The sequence below is a fragment of the Lentzea sp. NPDC060358 genome, assembly GCF_042725365.1.
In the GTDB taxonomy this organism is placed as follows: Bacteria; Actinomycetota; Actinomycetes; order Mycobacteriales; family Pseudonocardiaceae; genus Lentzea.
The window spans coordinates 1-15408 of sequence record NZ_JBHXCW010000192.1; the positions used below are offsets into that span (position 1 = coordinate 1).

Below are 15408 nucleotides of genomic sequence, written 5' to 3' on the forward strand. Positions count from 1 at the left end.
GTTCCCGGGTTCGCGCGCTGCGCCACGGTGTTCTCGCCACCGCGATCGTGCTGGCCGTCTGCACGGTGGTCGCGCTGCTCTCGTTCCTGTCCTATTCGGACGGACGCGCGCAGCTGTCGTCGCTGACCTCCCGTGACGTCGGCTCGGTGGTGTCGTTCGCCGACGGCGCGGTCGAGGTGCGGTGGCCGTCGGGGTCGGCGCGCGTCCCGTACGAGAACGGTGCGCGGTTCGTGGGGCGGCAGACGCAGGTGGCGTTCGACCCCGCGGACCCGTCCCGCGCCGTGATCCCCGGATCGGACCTGTTCCTGGAGACCGACCGCGCGCTGGGCGGCGTGACGTTCTCGCTCGCCGTGATGATCCTCGTGCTCGTCGCCGGCGGGGTGCGGGTGCTGCTGGCGGTCCGGTCCGCCCGGTCCGCGGCGGAAACGGTGCCGGTGCGCCGGATCCGGCTGCAGTCGGGCCTGATGGTCCGGTCGTGGCTGGAGATCGAGGGCCGCACCGAGCGCTGGCTGCCCGTCTACTACGACCCGGTGCTCGTGACGCTGCCGTCGCCGGTGACCGTCGAACTGCGCGGCGGCCGGGTCGCCGTCGCCGACGGCGTGACGCTCTACCCGTCCGGTCGCGTCGTGACGAAGCACCCGCGGGGCCGGCGGACCGACAACCCGGCGCAGCCCGACCCGCAGACGCGCGCGCCGCGCGGCCTGCTCGCCCAGCTGCGGGTGGACGCGGTGTTCATGGTGCCCGCGCCGTTCGTCGGCATCTTCTGGGCCTACCTCGACGGCAGCGGGTTCACCGGCTGGATCACCGCGACGGTGATCGCCGCCGTGCTGGGGCTGTGGTGGGGCGCGTTCCGCGGTTCCGACCCGTCCTAGCCCTCGTCCTGCGCCTCCTCGGCGCGCTTGCGCCGCTTGCCCTCGTGCATCGCGGCGACGCGTGCCACGGGGATCGTGTGCCCCTGCTCGACCAGGTCGGCCGGCAGGCGTTGCGGCTCCGGCATGAGCTCGGTCCACGGGTCGCCGTCGAACCGCGTCCTGATCGTGAAGTCCGCCGGCGCGACGTCCGCCAGCGAGTCCCACGGCACGGGGAACGAGATCGGCAGCCCGTCGCGCAGTCGCGGGCTGTAGGCGGCCACGACGGTCGCGCTCCACGCCCTGGTCGAGTCGAGGAAGACCTTCCCGCCGCGTTCGGTCTTGATGTAGGCGGTGGTCGCCAGTTCCGGGCCGAGCTCCTCGGCCCGGGCCGCCACCGCGCGCGTCGCCGCGGCCACGTCGTCGGGGGAGTGCTCCCGCATCGGCACGAAGATGTGCACGCCCTTGGCGCCGCTGGTCTTCACGAGCCCGTCCAGGCCCGCCTGCGCGAGCGTCTCGCGGATCAGCAGCGCCGCCCGGACCGCGGCGGAGAAGTCCGCGCCCTCCGGCGGGTCGACGTCGAGCACCATGTGGGTCTGGTGGTGGTCCTCGCCGAAGTGGTCGCCCAGGTAGAGCGGCACGTGGTACTCGACGGCGCGCTGGTTCGCGAACCACATCAGCGTCTGCTCGTCGTCGCAGACCGCGTACCTGATCTTGCGGTGCGACGCCTCCGCCCAGACCTCGACGGTCTTCACGTGGTCCGGTGTGTACTTGGGGACGTTCTTCTGCATGAACGGGTCCTGGCCGCGCAGGATCCGCCACACCGAGAGCTGCCGCCCGGCGAGCACCGGCACGAACCGGTCGGCGACGAACTCCAGGTACTCCACCAGGTCGCCCTTGAGCAGCCCGCCGAACAGCGGCTGGTCGAGGGAGGAGAACTTGATCGGGCTACTGCTCATCGGGCACCTCGAGCTCGTCGCGGGCGGCCCACTCGAGCAGCGGTTCGATGGACCACACCGCGTCGTCGATGCCGGCGTGCAGGTCTCCCAGCTCGGCGTAGCGCTTCGGCACGGTCGCGATGGTGAACTCCCGCGGGTCGACGTCCGGGACCTCGTCCCAGCGGATCGGCGTCGACACCGTCGCCTCCGGGAAGCCGCGCACCGAGTAGGCGCTCGCGATCGTGCGGTCGCGGGTGTTCTGGTTGTAGTCCACGAACACCAGCTCCGGGTCGCGGTCCTTGCGCCACCACGTGGTCTCCACGTCGTCGGGCGCGCGCCGTTCGACCTCGTGCGCGAACGCCAGCGCGGCCTTGCGGACGTCCTGGAACCCGAACGAGGGCTTGATCCGCACGTAGACGTGCAGACCCTTCGACCCGGACGTCTTCGGGAACCCGGTGGCGCCCAGCTCGGCCAGCACCTCCTGCACCACCAGCGCCACCCGCCGGACGCGGTCGAACGAGCACTCCGGACCGGGGTCGAGGTCGATCCGCCACTCGTCGGGCTTCTCGGTGTCGGCCGCCCGCGAGTTCCACGGGTGGAACTCCACAGTGGACATCTGCACCGCCCAGATCACGTCGGCGAGGTGCGTGACGCTCAGCTCGTCGGCGTGGCGGTTGTAGCGCGGGAAGTGCACCCGCACCGTCCGCACCCACGGCGGCGCGCCGTTCGGCAGCCTCTTCTGGTGCACCTTCTCGCCCGTCACGCCCTCGGGGAAGCGGTGCAGCATGCACGGCCGTTCCCGCAACGCGCGGACGATCCCGTCGCCGACGGACAGGTAGTAGTGCGCGAGATCCAACTTCGTCTCGCCGCGCGCGGGGAAGTAGACGCGGTCGGGGTTGGAGATCCGCACGACGCGGTCCGCCACCTCGAGCTCCACAGCCGGAGACTTGCCCATGGAGGTCAACCTAGCCGCTCGCAGGCGTTTCCTCAGCGCAACGCCGGGTAGCTTGCGGACGTGGACCTGTTCTCGCGTTCGCTGTCCGACCTGCTCGACACCGTCGCGGGCCTGTCCGACGACGACTTCGCACGGCCGTCCGGGTGCGCGGACTGGCTGGTGCGGGACCTGGTGTGCCACTTCGTGATCGACGCCCAGGACGTGCTGATCACGCTGGTCACACTCACCGCGGACGCCGTGACGCACGACTCCGTCACGTACTGGGAGGTCACCCGCGAACCCGCGGACGACCCGCTGGCGGCGCTGACCGTGCGGCTCGCCGCGGCCTACGGCGAGCCGTGGATGCTGAAGCACCACGTCGACGACGTGGGCGGGGCGGCGCTGCGGGCCGCCCAGATCGCCGACCCTCGGCTCAAGGTGAGCACCCGGGACATGGTGCTGGCCGTGGCGGACTACCTGGGCGCCTACGTCTGGGAGTGGACGCTGCACCACCTGGACCTGGTGGCGCACCTGCCGGGAGCCCGCCGCCCGCACGCCGACGCGCTCGCCCGGTGCCGTGAGGTGCTGGAACTGCTCGCGGGCGCGTTCCCCGCCGCGTGGCGGGACGAGGACGTGCTGCTGGTGGGCACCGGCCGGCGCGCGCCGACCGAGCGGGAGCGCGCCGAGCTGGGGGACCGGCCGCTCCCGTTCGTGCTCGTCTAGTCGTCTTCCTCGGTGCGCGCCTTCTCCGCGAGACGCGCCTCCTCGGCCTTGAACTCCTTGAAGGTCGCGCGCTCCTTCACGAGCCAATCCGGGTTCTCGTCCTTGATCGCGTTGATCTGGTCGGTGGTGAGCGCGTCGGTCAGGCCCGCGCGCACGAGGCCCGAGGAGGAGATGCCCAGCTTCTGCGCGATCAGCTGCTTGGGGTGCGGGCCGTTGCGGCGCAGGTCGCGCAGCCACTCCGGCGGGTTGGCCTGCAGCTCGTTCAGCTCGTCGCGCGACACGACGCCCGCCTGGAACTCCTCGGGGGTGGCCTCGAGGTACACGCCCAGCTTCTTCGCTGCGGTGGCGGGTTTCATGGTCTGCTGCGACTTCATGCGAAAAGGGTAACGGGCTCGTCCGGTAGCCTCGGCACGTGACCGGATCGTTCACGCTCGCGTACGTCCCAGGCGTGACGCCGGGCAAGTGGGCGCGGGTCTGGCAGGAACGCCTGCCGGAGACCCCGCTCGTCCTCGTGCAGGTGACCGCCGCCGAAGCCGCCGCGAAGGTGCGCTCCGGCGAGGCCGACGCCGCGCTGCTGCGGCTGCCCGGCGACCGCGAGGACCTGCACGCCATCCCGCTCTACACCGAGACGACGGTCGTGGTGCACCCGAAGGACCAGGAGTTCGCGGACGAGCTGTCCGTGGACGACCTGGCGGGCCACGTGCTGTGGCAGCCGCTCGACGACACGCTCGGGTGGGAGTCGGTGCCCGGTCAGCCGCCGGTCGAGCGTCCGGAGACCACCGCGGACGCCGTCGAGGTCGTCGCGGCCGGGGTGGGGCTGCTCGTGGTGCCTCAGTCGCTCGCCCGCCTGCACCACCGCCGTGACCTGGCGTACAAGACGCTCGCCGACGCGCCGCAGTCGCGCGTGGCGCTGTCGTTCCCGATCCGCGACGAGAACCCCGAGCTGGTCGAGCACCTGATCGGCATCGTCCGCGGCCGCACGGTCAACAGCACCCGCGGCCCGCGGCAGGAGCCCGAGCGCAAGCCCCGGCAGGAACCGGCGAGGAAGCAGCAACAGCAGCGGGGGGCCGCGCCCCGGCAGCAGCAGAAGCCGCCCGCCAAGCGCGCGAAGACCCGCCGCGGACGCTGACGGTCACGAGTGGACTCACTGCCCGTTCTGGGTGGTGAGCTGCTCGCGGAGGCGGTCCTCCTGCGCCTGGATCTCGGGCGTCACGACGCTCTCGAACGCCTCCGGGCCGTGGATCTGCCGGATCTCCACCTCGCCGGTCTGGAACGGCGCCCTCCTCAGCCACTCGACGGCGTCCTGCAGCGACGGCAGCTCCCAGATCCAGAAGCCCGCGATCAGCTCCTTGGTCTCGGCGAACGGGCCGTCGGTGACCGTCGTCGCGCCCTTGCCGCCGAACGCGACCCGCGCGCCCTTCGCGCTCGGGTAGAGGCCGTCGCCCGCGAGCATCACCCCGGCCTTGACCAGCTCCTCGTTGTAGTCGCCCATCGCCGAGAGCTCCTGCGCGGTGGGCAGCACGCCGTTCTCGGTGTCCTCGTTCGCCTTGACGATGACCATGAACCGCATCTCGATCTCCTCTGGCTGGTGTCGTCCGTTTCTACCCACGCGTCGATCGGCGGCCCCGGCTTTCGACCGGCGCGCCGTGAATGTGACCGGAGTCACAAAGCGAGGTGAAGACTAGGCTCGGGGACATGCGCGAAGACGTCGACTGGATCCTCGACAACTGCCAGGTCTGGGCCATCGTGGGGCTCTCGGACAACCCGTCCCGCGCGGCCCACGGCGTCGCCCGGTTCCTGCAGGAGCGGGGCAAGAAGATCGTGCCGGTGCACCCGTCGGCCGAGACCGTGCACGGCGAGCAGGGCTACGCGACGCTGGCCGACATCCCGTTCGAGGTGGACGTCGTCGACGTGTTCCGCCGCTCGCAGGACGCCGGCCAGTTCGCCGACGAGGCCGCCGCGATCGGCGCCAAGGCGGTGTGGTTCCAGCTCGGAGTGGTCGACGACGACGCCTACCGGCGGGCCAAGGACGCCGGGCTGCGCATGGTGATGGACGTCTGTCCCGCGATCGAGTGGCGCTCCCGTTGAACGAGTGGATAGCCTGCCCAGATCGTCTCCGGACACATGGGGGTTCCGGGGACAGTCAGCCTGGGGGCTCGATTTCGCATGCTCGTCGACATCAACGCGCTGCACCCGGCGGAGTCACCGCGACTCGCCGGCTGCAGTGAGGAGTTCGTCCGCTCACTGGCGTCGTCCGGCGCCCAGCTTCCACCGGTCGTGGTGCACCGCGCGACCATGAAGGTCGTGGACGGCACCCACCGGGTGAAGGCCGCGGTCCTGCGCGGCTGCCGTTCCGTCGAGGTCGAGTACGTCGACGGCCCGGCGGAGGACGTCTTCTGCCTGTCCGTGTCGCTCAACCTGCCCACGCTGTCGACCGCCGACCGCGAGGCCGCGGCACGCCGGCTGCTGCGCTCGCACCCGCAGTGGTCCGATCGCGCGATCGCGGCGTCGACCGGCCTCGCGGCCAAGTCCGTCGGCGTGCTGCGGCGCGCGGTGGGCGGCCAGGCCGCGGTGCGGGTGGGCCGCGACGGCAAGGTGCGGCCGGTCAACTCGGCGGCGGGCCGCCGCCTGGCCGGTCAGCTCATCACCGAACGCCCGGACGCCTCGCTGCGCGACATCGCGCGGGTGGCCGGGGTGTCGCCCGGCACGGTCCGCGACGTGCGGCGCCGGATGGACGCGGGCCTCGACCCCGTGCCGGAACGCATGCGGGTGGCGGAACGCACGTCCGTCCCGGCGCCGCGCACGGGCGTGCGCACGCCCGGCGAGACCCTGCCGATCCTGCGCCGCGACCCGTCGCTGCGGTTCACCGAGCACGGGCGGATGGCGTTGCGGTGGCTGGAGGGGCACGCGGTGTCGCCGGGGGAGTGGGGCGCGATGGTGGCCGGGATGCCGTCGCACTGCCGCGAGCTCGTGGCGGACATGGCGCGCGGGTGCGCCGAGGCGTGGGGGGAGATGGCGGACGCGCTGGAGCAGGAGAACCGCCGCACCGCCGTCTAGTGCGGTGCCAGGGCCCGTTCCGCGAGTGGCTGTGAACGCACCGCCTCCGGGTCACCCTTCTCGAACGGACCCGCGGGACAGGCCCTAGGCGAACAGGATCTCCTTGATCTCGCCCGCCACCTCGCGCCCCGCCGCGGGCCGCAGCCGCGACAGCAGCCTGCTGAACGCGGTCAGGTCGATGTGCACGGTCGCCGACTGCACCTGCCGGATGTCGTCGAGCAGCCCGGCGACCAGCTCGCACGCGTGCTCGACCTCGCCCGACTCGGCGTGGGCCAGCGCGCGGCGCAGGCCGAACCGGGTGCGGGCGCGCAGCGCGGTGGGCGTGATCAGCGGCAGCTGGACGTCCAGGATCCCGGCCGCCTCCGCGTGGCGGCCGAGGTCGTGGAACGCCCAGGCGCGGGTCATCGCGACCTCGTCGACGAGGCTCGTCGAGCCGTAGGGGGAGTCGCCGGCCATCCGGCGCAGCTCGGCCGCGCGGTCGAGGGCCTGCTCGCAGCGCACTTCGTCCCCCGCGAGGGCGTAGCCCTGCGCTTCCCGTTGCGCGGCACCGGCCTGCACAGCCGCGGACCGGGCCTTGCCCGCCTGGCGCGCGTAGTGGACCGTCGTGCGGGCGTCCCCCTTGTAGAGCGCGAACTCCGCCTGGCGCACCAGCGCCCACGCCTCCAGCTCGCGGTCACCGCCCTTCACGGCGTACCGGACCGCGCGCCTGGTCAGTTCGGCGGCGGAGGCGTCGTCGCCGCGTTCCTGCTCCATCCAGCCCGCGTACTCGGCGAACCGGGCCGCCAGCAGCCACAGCTCCCGGCCGAGCACGGGGTCGTCGGCCGACCGGGCCAGGTCGTTCAGCGCCTCCAGCTGCGGGCGCAGGCCGGCGAGCACGACCTCCGGGCTGAGCCGGTGGCCCAGGGTGCGGTGGCCGTCGAACATCGTGCCGAAGGTGAGCAGGGTGGTGTGGTCGCTGGGAATCGGCCTGGCCGGAGCGTCGGCGAGCTCGATCAGCCTGCCCCCGGCCTGCAGCGCCTCGTCGAGGACCCTGGCCATTTCCGGGTTCGGTGCGACCTGACCGTTCTCGATCTTGCTGAGGTGGCCCTTGCTGTACGAGACCACGTCGGTCATCTGATTGAGTGACAGACCGCGCTCGTTGCGCAGGCGGCGGACCTCCTGTGCGAACGTGGGCGGCAACGGCTTCACCCCCTCCACAGCAGTGTGGAGGGCGAGAAACAACCAAACGGGGAATGTCCACGAATTGGCAATTCATTGACGATCAACTGGGGCTAACTGGAGCGGGTCGCGATGGTTCCATGTGAGTCATGGTGATGACGCGGTTCGACGAGGCGGCTGGTGTGGTGATGGTCTGGCAGCGCTTGGCGACCAACGTGGTGCACCGGTCCCCGTGGTTCGAGGTCCGCGCGGACGACGTCGTGAGGCCGGACGGCGGCCACGGCACCTACACCCACGTCGTGGCGCCGGGGTCGGTCACGGTGCTCGCCCTGCAGGACGACGACCAGGTCGTCCTGACCCGGCAGTGGATCTACACGCACGGCGGGACGGAGTGGCGGCTGCCCGGCGGCGCCGTCGACACCGCGGACGCCGACCCGCTGGCCGCCGCGCGCCGCGAGCTCGCGGAGGAGACCGGCCTGCGCGCGCGGACGTGGGAACCCCTCGGGCAGATCCACGGCGCCGACAGCCTCAGCAACCACGTGGACCACATCTTCCTCGCCACCGGGCTCACCCAGGGCGAACAGGCCCTGGAGCCCGGTGAGGCCGACCTGTGCGTGCGGACCATGCCGTTCTGCCGCGCGCTCGACCTCGTCCGGCAGGGCATGCTCCCGCACGCCGGCAGCTCGCACGCGCTGCTCGTGATGGCGCTGCGCCGCACGACCCAGAAATAGCGTTGCCGGGGTTTCCTCATTTCGCTGGAAACAGGAAACCCGTTCTCATTCGACTGGCGGAAAGCCACTCTTGGTGCAACGGCGAGAACAACGGCCGGAAAGCCAGTCAGAATGAGAAGGTGAATTTCTCGATGAGAATGATCTGCTCTCTCGCCACCGTCGTGAAGGTCGCCGCGATCTGCCTTTTCGTGGGATTCGTGGTCGGCACTTTCTTCATGGTCTCGGTGATCTGACGCGCTTCTCCGGACTGCGGTTCTCCCTGAGTCGTCGAGGGAGGTGTCAGCTGTGGAACCGCACTTCTGCGAGAACTTCTGATCCGGTAGGCCCCTGATCGTGAACGGTCAGTCGCGAGGCGTCCACTGCACGCCGTAGCCGCGGCCCTGACGAGGATGCGGGAACGAGACGTCGATCTCGCCGATCTCGTCAATGGGCAGCGACTTCGGCCAGGGCGTCAGATCGTCGGTGTCGCGCGCCAGTGCCTCTTCCACGCGCCACACCGCTTCGGGCAGGTCGTCCCGGTCGAAGCGGACCCGCAACCGGAACGACTCGCACATCCGCTCTGGCCAGAACACGTAGGTCGGACGCATCGACTGTCCCCGCGGTACCCGCACTTCGAGTGCGAACTGGTGTGTTTGTCCCGCGTCGAGGGGGCGGGGCAACCGCAGCTTCATCAGGAAGCGCCGCGGGGACGGGCGTTCGTGGCCGATGAGCTCGACTCCGTGCAACACCTCCACGTCCAGATCCCCGGGAGCACCATCGGGCGTGGGGGCGGGGATCGTGATGGACCACGCGATCTCGTTGACACCGTCGGTGTCGGCCACCACGGTCCGGCGCTCCGTGCACGCGGGCGTCGGGCCGTCCAGCTTCAGCAGCGCGTCGAACTCCTTGACGTGCCACAGTTCCGACGGCGCCACGTGCGTCGTCGACCCGGCCGGCTGCAGCGCCACCTCCACCAGGCGCTGCAGTCCGGCGTCCATCCTCCTGCGCACCGTCCGCGCGCCGCGGTCCTGTTGCCGCGCGAGCCATTCGATGCGTTCGTTGAGGAACCGGAACTGCGCGTCCTCGTGCAGTCCGAGGGGTGCCAGAACGGCGTTGCGGACCTCCACCGGGAATCCGCGCACCGCGTTCAAGACCCAGCCCTGCAGTTTCGTTCTCACGGCCTCCGCGCCGTCGGACTCCACGAGGCCGCACACCTGGCGCAGCGCCGGACCGACGTGCAAGTCGATACCGGGGGTCTGCACACCCCGCCCGCGGCACAGGGTGCGCAGTTCTTCCATGAGCTGCTCGGGCGATACAGGCATCCGTCCTCCGCGCGGAAATGCTTTTCGTGGCATGTCGGGCATACCTGACCGGACGTTACTCCGGATGCACCATCCGGGTGAAGGTGATCGTACGTGGCCGAACGGACAGGTCGACAGCGTCTCGACATCCGGCCGCCGCCGATCGACCGATGTCCCCGCCTGGTGGTTGACGGTAACGTGGCGATCACAGGCAGTGACGCCCTCCGGTCACCGCCACCCCTGCTGATGGAGGTTGTTTCTTGCTGCGCACAATCGTTTCGGCTTTATCGGCGTTCGCGCTGGTCAGCGCGGTCCCGGCGGTCGCCGCACCGACGGAGAGCGCTTACCTGCTGCAGTTCCGCAGCACCCTCTCCGACGCCCAGCGCCACCAGCTCCAGGGTCTCGGCGTGCGGCTCGGCACGTTCGTCCAGGACGGCACCTACGTCGCGCGCATGACGAGCACCACGCGCGTCTCGCGGCTGAGCTACGTGCGCGACGTGCGCCCGTTCCAGGCCCAGCCCCCGGTCGCGGCGCTCGGCGGCTCGTCCGACTACCTGGTGACGCTGACCGGGCCGGACGCTCGCGACCAGCAGACAGTCGCCGCCAGGGTGAAGTCGCTGGGCGGCAAGGTGAACGTCATCTCCGCGAGCCGTGAGCACATCCTCGCCACGCTCGACTCCGGCCAGGCCGCGCAGCTCGCGAAGCTGCCCGCCGTGCTCGCCCTCGACCCGGTCTCGGCGCCGGAGAACGACATGGCGATCTCGCGCGAGTCGTCCGGCGCCAACTACGTCGAGGCCGTCGGCGGCTACCGCGGCCAGGGCGTGCGCGGCGAGGTCATGGACGGCGGTTTCCGCTTGACGCACCAGGAGTTCCAGGCGAAGCCCGCGCTCCAGCACACCACCAACTCGACCGACACCTCGCACGGCACCTCGACCTACGGCGAGATCTTCGCGTCGGGCGTCTCGTCCGCACACACCGGCCTGCTGCCGGAGGGCCAGGGCATCACGGCCGTCTACCAGCGCGGCGACCGCTACGCGCTGGCCGGCGAGCTCGTCGACCCGGCGGGGCGGTACCGGGCCGTGTTCCAGTCCAACAGCTGGGGCGACGCGCTCACCACGTCCTACAACTCCATCTCGCAGCAGATGGACAAGATCGTGTTCGACCACGACCTGCTGATCTGCCAGTCGCAGAGCAACGCGGGCACGCGCAGCTCCCGTCCGCAGGCGTGGGCGAAGAACGTGCTGTCGGTCGGCGGCCACTACCACTTCAACACCGCGGACCGCGCCGACGACAGGTGGAACAGGGGAGCGTCGATCGGCCCCGCCGCCGACGGCCGCATCAAGCCGGAGCTGTCGAACTTCTACGACCGCATCGACACGACGTCGTCCTCGACCGACTCCTCCTACACCACGTCGTTCGGCGGCACGTCCGGCGCCACCCCGATCACCTGCGGCAACGCCGGTCTGCTGTTCCAGATGTGGGCCGACGGCGTGTTCGACGGCGGCCCCGGCAAGGCCCGTGACGTCTTCGAGGCCCGCCCGCACGCGGCGACCGCGAAGGCGCTGCTGGTCAACACGGCCGACCAGCACGCGTTCAGCGGCACCGGGCACGACCAGACCCGCACCCACCAGGGCTGGGGCACCGCGTCCGTGCGCAACCTCTACGACCGCGCGCAGGCGGGCGGCTGGCGGCTGCCGGTCCTCGTGAACGAGTCCGACCTGGTCGTGACCGGTCAGACGCGCAGCTACACCGTGGAGTCCGACGGCCGGACCCCGTTCCACGCGACGCTCGCCTACACCGACCCGGCCGGGTCGCCGACCTCGGCCAAGGCGACCGTCAACGACCTCACGCTGAAGGTCACCGCCCCCGACGGCACGGTCTACTGGGGCAACAACGGCCTGCTCGAGGGCAACTGGTCCACCCCCGGCGGCGTCGCGAACACCGTCGACACCGTGGAGAACGTGCTGGTCCAGGCGCCCTCCGCGGGCACCTGGACCGTCGAGGTCGTCGCGACCGCCGTCAACGTCGACGGCCACGTCGAGACGAGCGAGACCGATGCCGACTACGCGCTGGTCGTGTCGTAGGCCGGCCCGCCCGCGACGACCGGCCGGCGTCGTCGCGGGAGAGGGCTACTCGAACCTGGCCGGGTCGCCCGCCCCGTAGCGGATGATCTCGGCCTCGCCGCTCGAGAAGTCCACCACCGTGGTGGGCGTGGTGCCGCACTCCCCGGAGTCGATCACCGCGTCCACCACGTGGTCCAGCCGGTCCTTGATCTCCCAGCCGTCGACCAGCGGCTCCGCCTCGTCCGGGAGCAGCAGCGTCGACGTGAGCAGCGGCTCGCCCATCGCCTGCAGCAGCGCCTGCGTCACCACGTGGTCCGGGATGCGCGCGCCGACCGTCTTCTTCTTCGCGTGCATCATCCGGCGCGGCACCTCCTTCGTGGCGGGCAGGATGAAGGTGTAGTTGCCCGGCGTGGAGGCCTTGATCGCGCGGAACACCGCGTTGTCGACGACGACGAACTGCCCCAGCTGCGCGAAGTTCTCGCACATCAGCGTGAAGTGGTGCTTGTCGTCGAGCTTGCGGATCTCCCGGATCCGGTCGATCCCGTCCTTGTTGCCCAGGCGGCAGCCGAGCGCGTAGCAGGAGTCGGTCGGGTACGCGATCAGGCCGTCCTCCTGCAGGATCCGCACGGCCTGGTCGATGGCGCGCTTCTGCGGGTTGACCGGGTGGACGTCGAGGTACTTGGCCATGCCGGGCAGGATATGCCGATCAAGGTTTGAGCAGCACTTTGACCATGCCGTCGTTTTTCTTCTGGAACGTCTCGTACGCCTCGGGCGCGGCGTCGAGCGGCAGGTGGTGCGTGGCGAAGCCCTCCGTGCCGAACGGGTCGCCGTCGACGAGCAGCGGCAGGATCTCCGGGACCCAGCGCCACACGTTCGCCTGACCCATCCGCAGCTGGATCTGCTTGTCGAACAGCGTCAGCATCGGCATCGGGTCCGCCATGCCGCCGTAGACGCCGGAGATCGAGATCGTGCCGCCCCGGCGGACCATGTCGATGGCGCTGTGGAGGGCGCGGAGCCGGTCGACGCCCGCCTCCTTCATGAGCTTCTGGGCCATCGCGTCCGGCAGCAGCCCGGTGAGCTGCTGGGCGACCTTCCCGGCCGGCGCGCCGTGGGCCTCCAAGCCGACCGCGTCGATCACCGCGTCCGGCCCGCGCCCGTTCGTGAGGTCGCGGACGACCTCGGTGAGGTGCTTGCCGACGCCGCGCAGGTCGATCGTCTCCACACCGCACGCCTTGGCGCGGGCGAGCCGTTCGGGGACGAGGTCGATGCCGATGACCCGCGCGTTCTTCCGCTTGGCCACCCGGCAGGCCATGTCGCCGATGGGGCCGAGCCCGAGCACCGCGACCGTCTGGTCGGCCTGGACGCCCGCGTACTCGACGGCCTGCCACGCCGTGGGCAGCACGTCGCTGAGGTAGACGAACCGGTCGTCCGGCGGGCCCTGCGGCACCGGGATCGGCAGGGAGTTGCCGAACGGGACCCGCAGGTACTCGGCCTGCCCGCCGGGCACCTGGCCGTAGAGCTTGGTGTACCCGAACAGCGCCGCGCCCGACCCGTGCTCGTGGACCTGGGTGGTCTCGCACTGGCTCTGCAGGCCCTGCTCGCACATGAAGCAGTGGTTGCAGGAGACGTTGAACGGGACCACCACCCTGTCGCCGGGCCGGAGGGCCGTGACCTGCGGCCCGACCTCCTCGACGATCCCCATCGGCTCGTGCCCGAGGACGTCGCCCTCGGACAGGAACGGTCCCAGCACCTCGTACAGGTGCAGGTCCGACCCGCAGATGCCGCTCGAGGTGATCTTGACGATGACGTCGTCCGGTTCCTTGAGCACCGGGTCGGGGACGGTGTCGACCCGGACGTCGCGCTTGCCGTGCCAAGTGACTGCCTTCATGCCCAGGGCATTACCCCGACGAGGCGTTGATAACCTGGGACGACTTCCTTTCCCCGGTTTGGAGACCTCCAGCGATGCTCGACCGTGCCGTCGTCGACGCCCTGTTCCCCTCGGACCTGCCCGAGCCGTCCGCCTGGGAGGAGCGGTACCCGCCGCGCGGCCTGGGCGAGGACGCGAAGGTCACCCGCCTGGGCCCGTCGCCGACCGGTTTCCTGCACATCGGCGGCCTCTACGTGGGAATGATCGACCGCGACATCGCCTCCCACTCGGGCGGCTCGTACATCGTGCGCGTCGAGGACACCGACCAGGCGCGCGAGGTCCCCGGCGCCGTCGAGCAGTTCACCAGGGCCTTCGCCTACTTCGGCATCGAGCCGGACGAGGCCGACTCGGCCGGCGCCTACGGCCCGTACCACCAGTCGCAGCGCGAGCAGGTCTACCTGACGTACGTGCGCGAGCTGCTGCGCGCCGGCAAGGCGTACCTCTGCTTCGCGACGAAGGAAGAGCTCGCGGACATCACCGCCCGCCAGCAGGCCACGAAGCTCCCCACCGGCTACTACGGCCGCTGGGCGATCTGGCGCGACAAGAGCGCCGAGGAGGTCCAGGAGGCCCTGGACGCCGGCCGCCCGTACGTCGTCCGCTTCCGCTCGCCGGGCAAGGCGGGGGAGCGCACGAAGTTCACCGACGCCATCCGCGGCGAGCTCGAGCACGAGGCCAACCGCAACGACGTGGTGATCCTCAAGGCCTCGGACCAGTCCCCGCGCCTGCCCACCTACCACTTCGCGCACGCGGTCGACGACCACCTGATGCGCGTGAACCTGGTGATCCGCGGCGAGGAGTGGATCTCCAGCGTCCCGACCCACCTGCAGCTCTTCGACGCCCTGGGCTTCGACCGCGTCGAGTACGCCCACATCGCCCCGCTGATGAAGCAGCAGGGCGGCTCCCGCCGCAAGCTCTCGAAGCGCAAGGACCCGGAAGCCTCGGTCGAGTACTTCATCGAGGCGGGCTTCCCGGCCGAGGCCGTCCGGTACTACCTGCGCGGCCTGGTGAACGCTCGCCTGGCCGACCTGCCGCTCGCCGAGGCGCTGCAGGCCCCCGTCGTGCTGTCCGAGTGCGGCGTGGCGGGCCCCCTGGTCGACCTCGTGAAGCTGGACGACATCTGCGCCGACTACGTCGCGACCCTGTCGGGCGAGGAGATCGTCGACCGCATCGCGACGTGGGCGTCCTCCTACGACCCGGAGCTGGTGGCGGTCCTGTCGGAGCACCGCGCGCAAGCCCTGGCAGCCCTGCGGGTGGAGCGCGGCCCGGAGGTCGCGAACCCGCGCAAGGACCTCCGCAAGTGGTCCGACTTCCGCACCGCCTACGGCTTCTTCTTCCCCTCCCTGTTCCCCCTGGTGTCGGACCGCGCCGACGAGCGCCTCGGCGGCCTGCCCGCGGAGCTCATCGCGGCCTTCGCGGCGGACTTCGCCGACGGCTACGCCGACCTCGAGGACGGCCAGGAGTGGTTCGGCCAGATCCGCGAGCTGGCGACGAAGCACGGCTTCGCCCCGAACCCCAAGGAGTACAAGAAGAACCCGGACGCCTACCCCGGCTCGATCCGCGAGGCGGCCCAGCTGATCCGCGTGGCGCTGACCGGGTCGAAGGCGAGCCCGGACCTGCACGCGGTGGCCCGCACGCTGGGCGCGGACGAGGTGCTGCGCCGGGTGCGCGCTCTGGCTGGCTGACACCAGCACGCAACGGCCCCCGGTTCCGCAGGAACCGGGGGCTTTCCTTTGACCACCAAGGCAAGCT

General features: G+C 71.0%; 16 protein-coding genes. 8 read left to right on the forward strand and 8 right to left on the reverse strand.

Annotated features, from left to right (window positions below):
• Nucleotides 1–872: hypothetical protein (locus tag ACFWGZ_RS30785; protein WP_382455092.1), on the forward strand; the 872-nt coding region annotated here is incomplete at its 5' end.
• On the opposite strand, the gene ACFWGZ_RS30790 is transcribed toward ACFWGZ_RS30785, so the two are convergent.
• Together ACFWGZ_RS30790 and ligD are read right to left on the reverse strand one after the other, a co-directional pair.
• On the reverse strand, nt 869–1807 hold the full coding sequence (locus ACFWGZ_RS30790) for a DNA polymerase domain-containing protein (protein WP_382455093.1): 939 nt from the start codon (nt 1805–1807) through the stop codon (nt 869–871). The two genes, ACFWGZ_RS30785 and ACFWGZ_RS30790, sit on opposite strands and share 4 nt — an antisense overlap.
• Entirely contained in the window at nt 1797–2741 is a 945-nt protein-coding gene (gene ligD, locus ACFWGZ_RS30795; RefSeq protein WP_382455094.1) for a non-homologous end-joining DNA ligase, read from the reverse strand. The genes ACFWGZ_RS30790 and ligD overlap by 11 nt, the downstream gene beginning before the upstream one ends.
• A gap of 60 nt (nt 2742–2801) precedes the next feature.
• Between ligD and ACFWGZ_RS30800 the strand changes: the two genes are divergently transcribed.
• Complete coding sequence (locus ACFWGZ_RS30800; RefSeq protein WP_382455095.1) at nt 2802–3443, forward strand: maleylpyruvate isomerase N-terminal domain-containing protein; 642 nt, start codon at nt 2802–2804, stop codon at nt 3441–3443.
• Here ACFWGZ_RS30800 and ACFWGZ_RS30805 read toward each other — a convergent pair.
• On the reverse strand, nt 3440–3799 hold the full coding sequence (locus ACFWGZ_RS30805) for a DUF5997 family protein (protein WP_382455106.1): 360 nt from the start codon (nt 3797–3799) through the stop codon (nt 3440–3442). The genes ACFWGZ_RS30800 and ACFWGZ_RS30805 overlap by 4 nt on opposite strands.
• Nucleotides 3800–3855: 56 nt before the next feature.
• On the opposite strand from ACFWGZ_RS30805, the gene ACFWGZ_RS30810 reads away from it, so the two are divergent.
• Entirely contained in the window at nt 3856–4572 is a 717-nt protein-coding gene (locus tag ACFWGZ_RS30810; RefSeq protein WP_382455096.1) for a substrate-binding domain-containing protein, read from the forward strand.
• Between the two features lie 15 nt (nt 4573–4587).
• On the opposite strand, the gene ACFWGZ_RS30815 is transcribed toward ACFWGZ_RS30810, so the two are convergent.
• Nucleotides 4588–5013 (reverse strand): YciI family protein, encoded by a 426-nt coding sequence (locus ACFWGZ_RS30815; protein ID WP_382455097.1) that lies wholly within the window; start codon nt 5011–5013, stop codon nt 4588–4590.
• Between the two features lie 125 nt (nt 5014–5138).
• On the opposite strand from ACFWGZ_RS30815, the gene ACFWGZ_RS30820 reads away from it, so the two are divergent.
• On the forward strand, nt 5139–5531 hold the full coding sequence (locus ACFWGZ_RS30820; protein WP_382455098.1) for a CoA-binding protein: 393 nt from the start codon (nt 5139–5141) through the stop codon (nt 5529–5531).
• Between the two features lie 78 nt (nt 5532–5609).
• Nucleotides 5610–6500, forward strand: coding sequence for a ParB/RepB/Spo0J family partition protein (locus ACFWGZ_RS30825; protein WP_382455099.1), 891 nt, complete (start codon nt 5610–5612; stop codon nt 6498–6500).
• An 84-nt stretch (nt 6501–6584) separates the two neighbouring features.
• Here ACFWGZ_RS30825 and ACFWGZ_RS30830 read toward each other — a convergent pair whose 3' ends face one another.
• Nucleotides 6585–7697, reverse strand: a complete 1113-nt coding sequence (locus ACFWGZ_RS30830) for a helix-turn-helix domain-containing protein (RefSeq protein WP_382455100.1) — start codon at nt 7695–7697, stop codon at nt 6585–6587.
• Nucleotides 7698–7807: 110 nt separating this feature from the next.
• Between ACFWGZ_RS30830 and ACFWGZ_RS30835 the strand changes: the two genes are divergently transcribed.
• Entirely contained in the window at nt 7808–8389 is a 582-nt protein-coding gene (locus ACFWGZ_RS30835) for an NUDIX domain-containing protein (RefSeq protein WP_382455101.1), read from the forward strand.
• 341 nt (nt 8390–8730) lie between these two features.
• Here ACFWGZ_RS30835 and ACFWGZ_RS30840 read toward each other — a convergent pair whose 3' ends face one another.
• Nucleotides 8731–9732, reverse strand: coding sequence for a hypothetical protein (locus ACFWGZ_RS30840; protein ID WP_382455102.1), 1002 nt, complete (start codon nt 9730–9732; stop codon nt 8731–8733).
• Nucleotides 9733–9929: 197 nt separating this feature from the next.
• Here ACFWGZ_RS30840 and ACFWGZ_RS30845 point away from each other — a divergent pair, with 197 nt between their 5' ends.
• Nucleotides 9930–11753 (forward strand): S8 family serine peptidase, encoded by a 1824-nt coding sequence (locus ACFWGZ_RS30845; protein WP_382455103.1) that lies wholly within the window; start codon nt 9930–9932, stop codon nt 11751–11753.
• A 45-nt stretch (nt 11754–11798) separates the two neighbouring features.
• Here the strand turns inward: ACFWGZ_RS30845 and ACFWGZ_RS30850 are convergent, their stop codons facing one another.
• Both ACFWGZ_RS30850 and ACFWGZ_RS30855 read right to left on the reverse strand, forming a co-directional pair.
• Entirely contained in the window at nt 11799–12419 is a 621-nt protein-coding gene (locus ACFWGZ_RS30850; protein WP_382412099.1) for an L-threonylcarbamoyladenylate synthase, read from the reverse strand.
• Between the two features lie 19 nt (nt 12420–12438).
• Nucleotides 12439–13620: a zinc-dependent alcohol dehydrogenase gene (locus ACFWGZ_RS30855; protein ID WP_382455104.1), complete on the reverse strand. Its 1182-nt coding sequence runs from the start codon at nt 13618–13620 to the stop codon at nt 12439–12441.
• Between the two features lie 74 nt (nt 13621–13694).
• Here ACFWGZ_RS30855 and ACFWGZ_RS30860 point away from each other — a divergent pair, with 74 nt between their 5' ends.
• On the forward strand, nt 13695–15341 hold the full coding sequence (locus ACFWGZ_RS30860; protein ID WP_382455105.1) for a glutamate--tRNA ligase: 1647 nt from the start codon (nt 13695–13697) through the stop codon (nt 15339–15341).
• Nucleotides 15342–15408 lie beyond the last annotated feature (67 nt).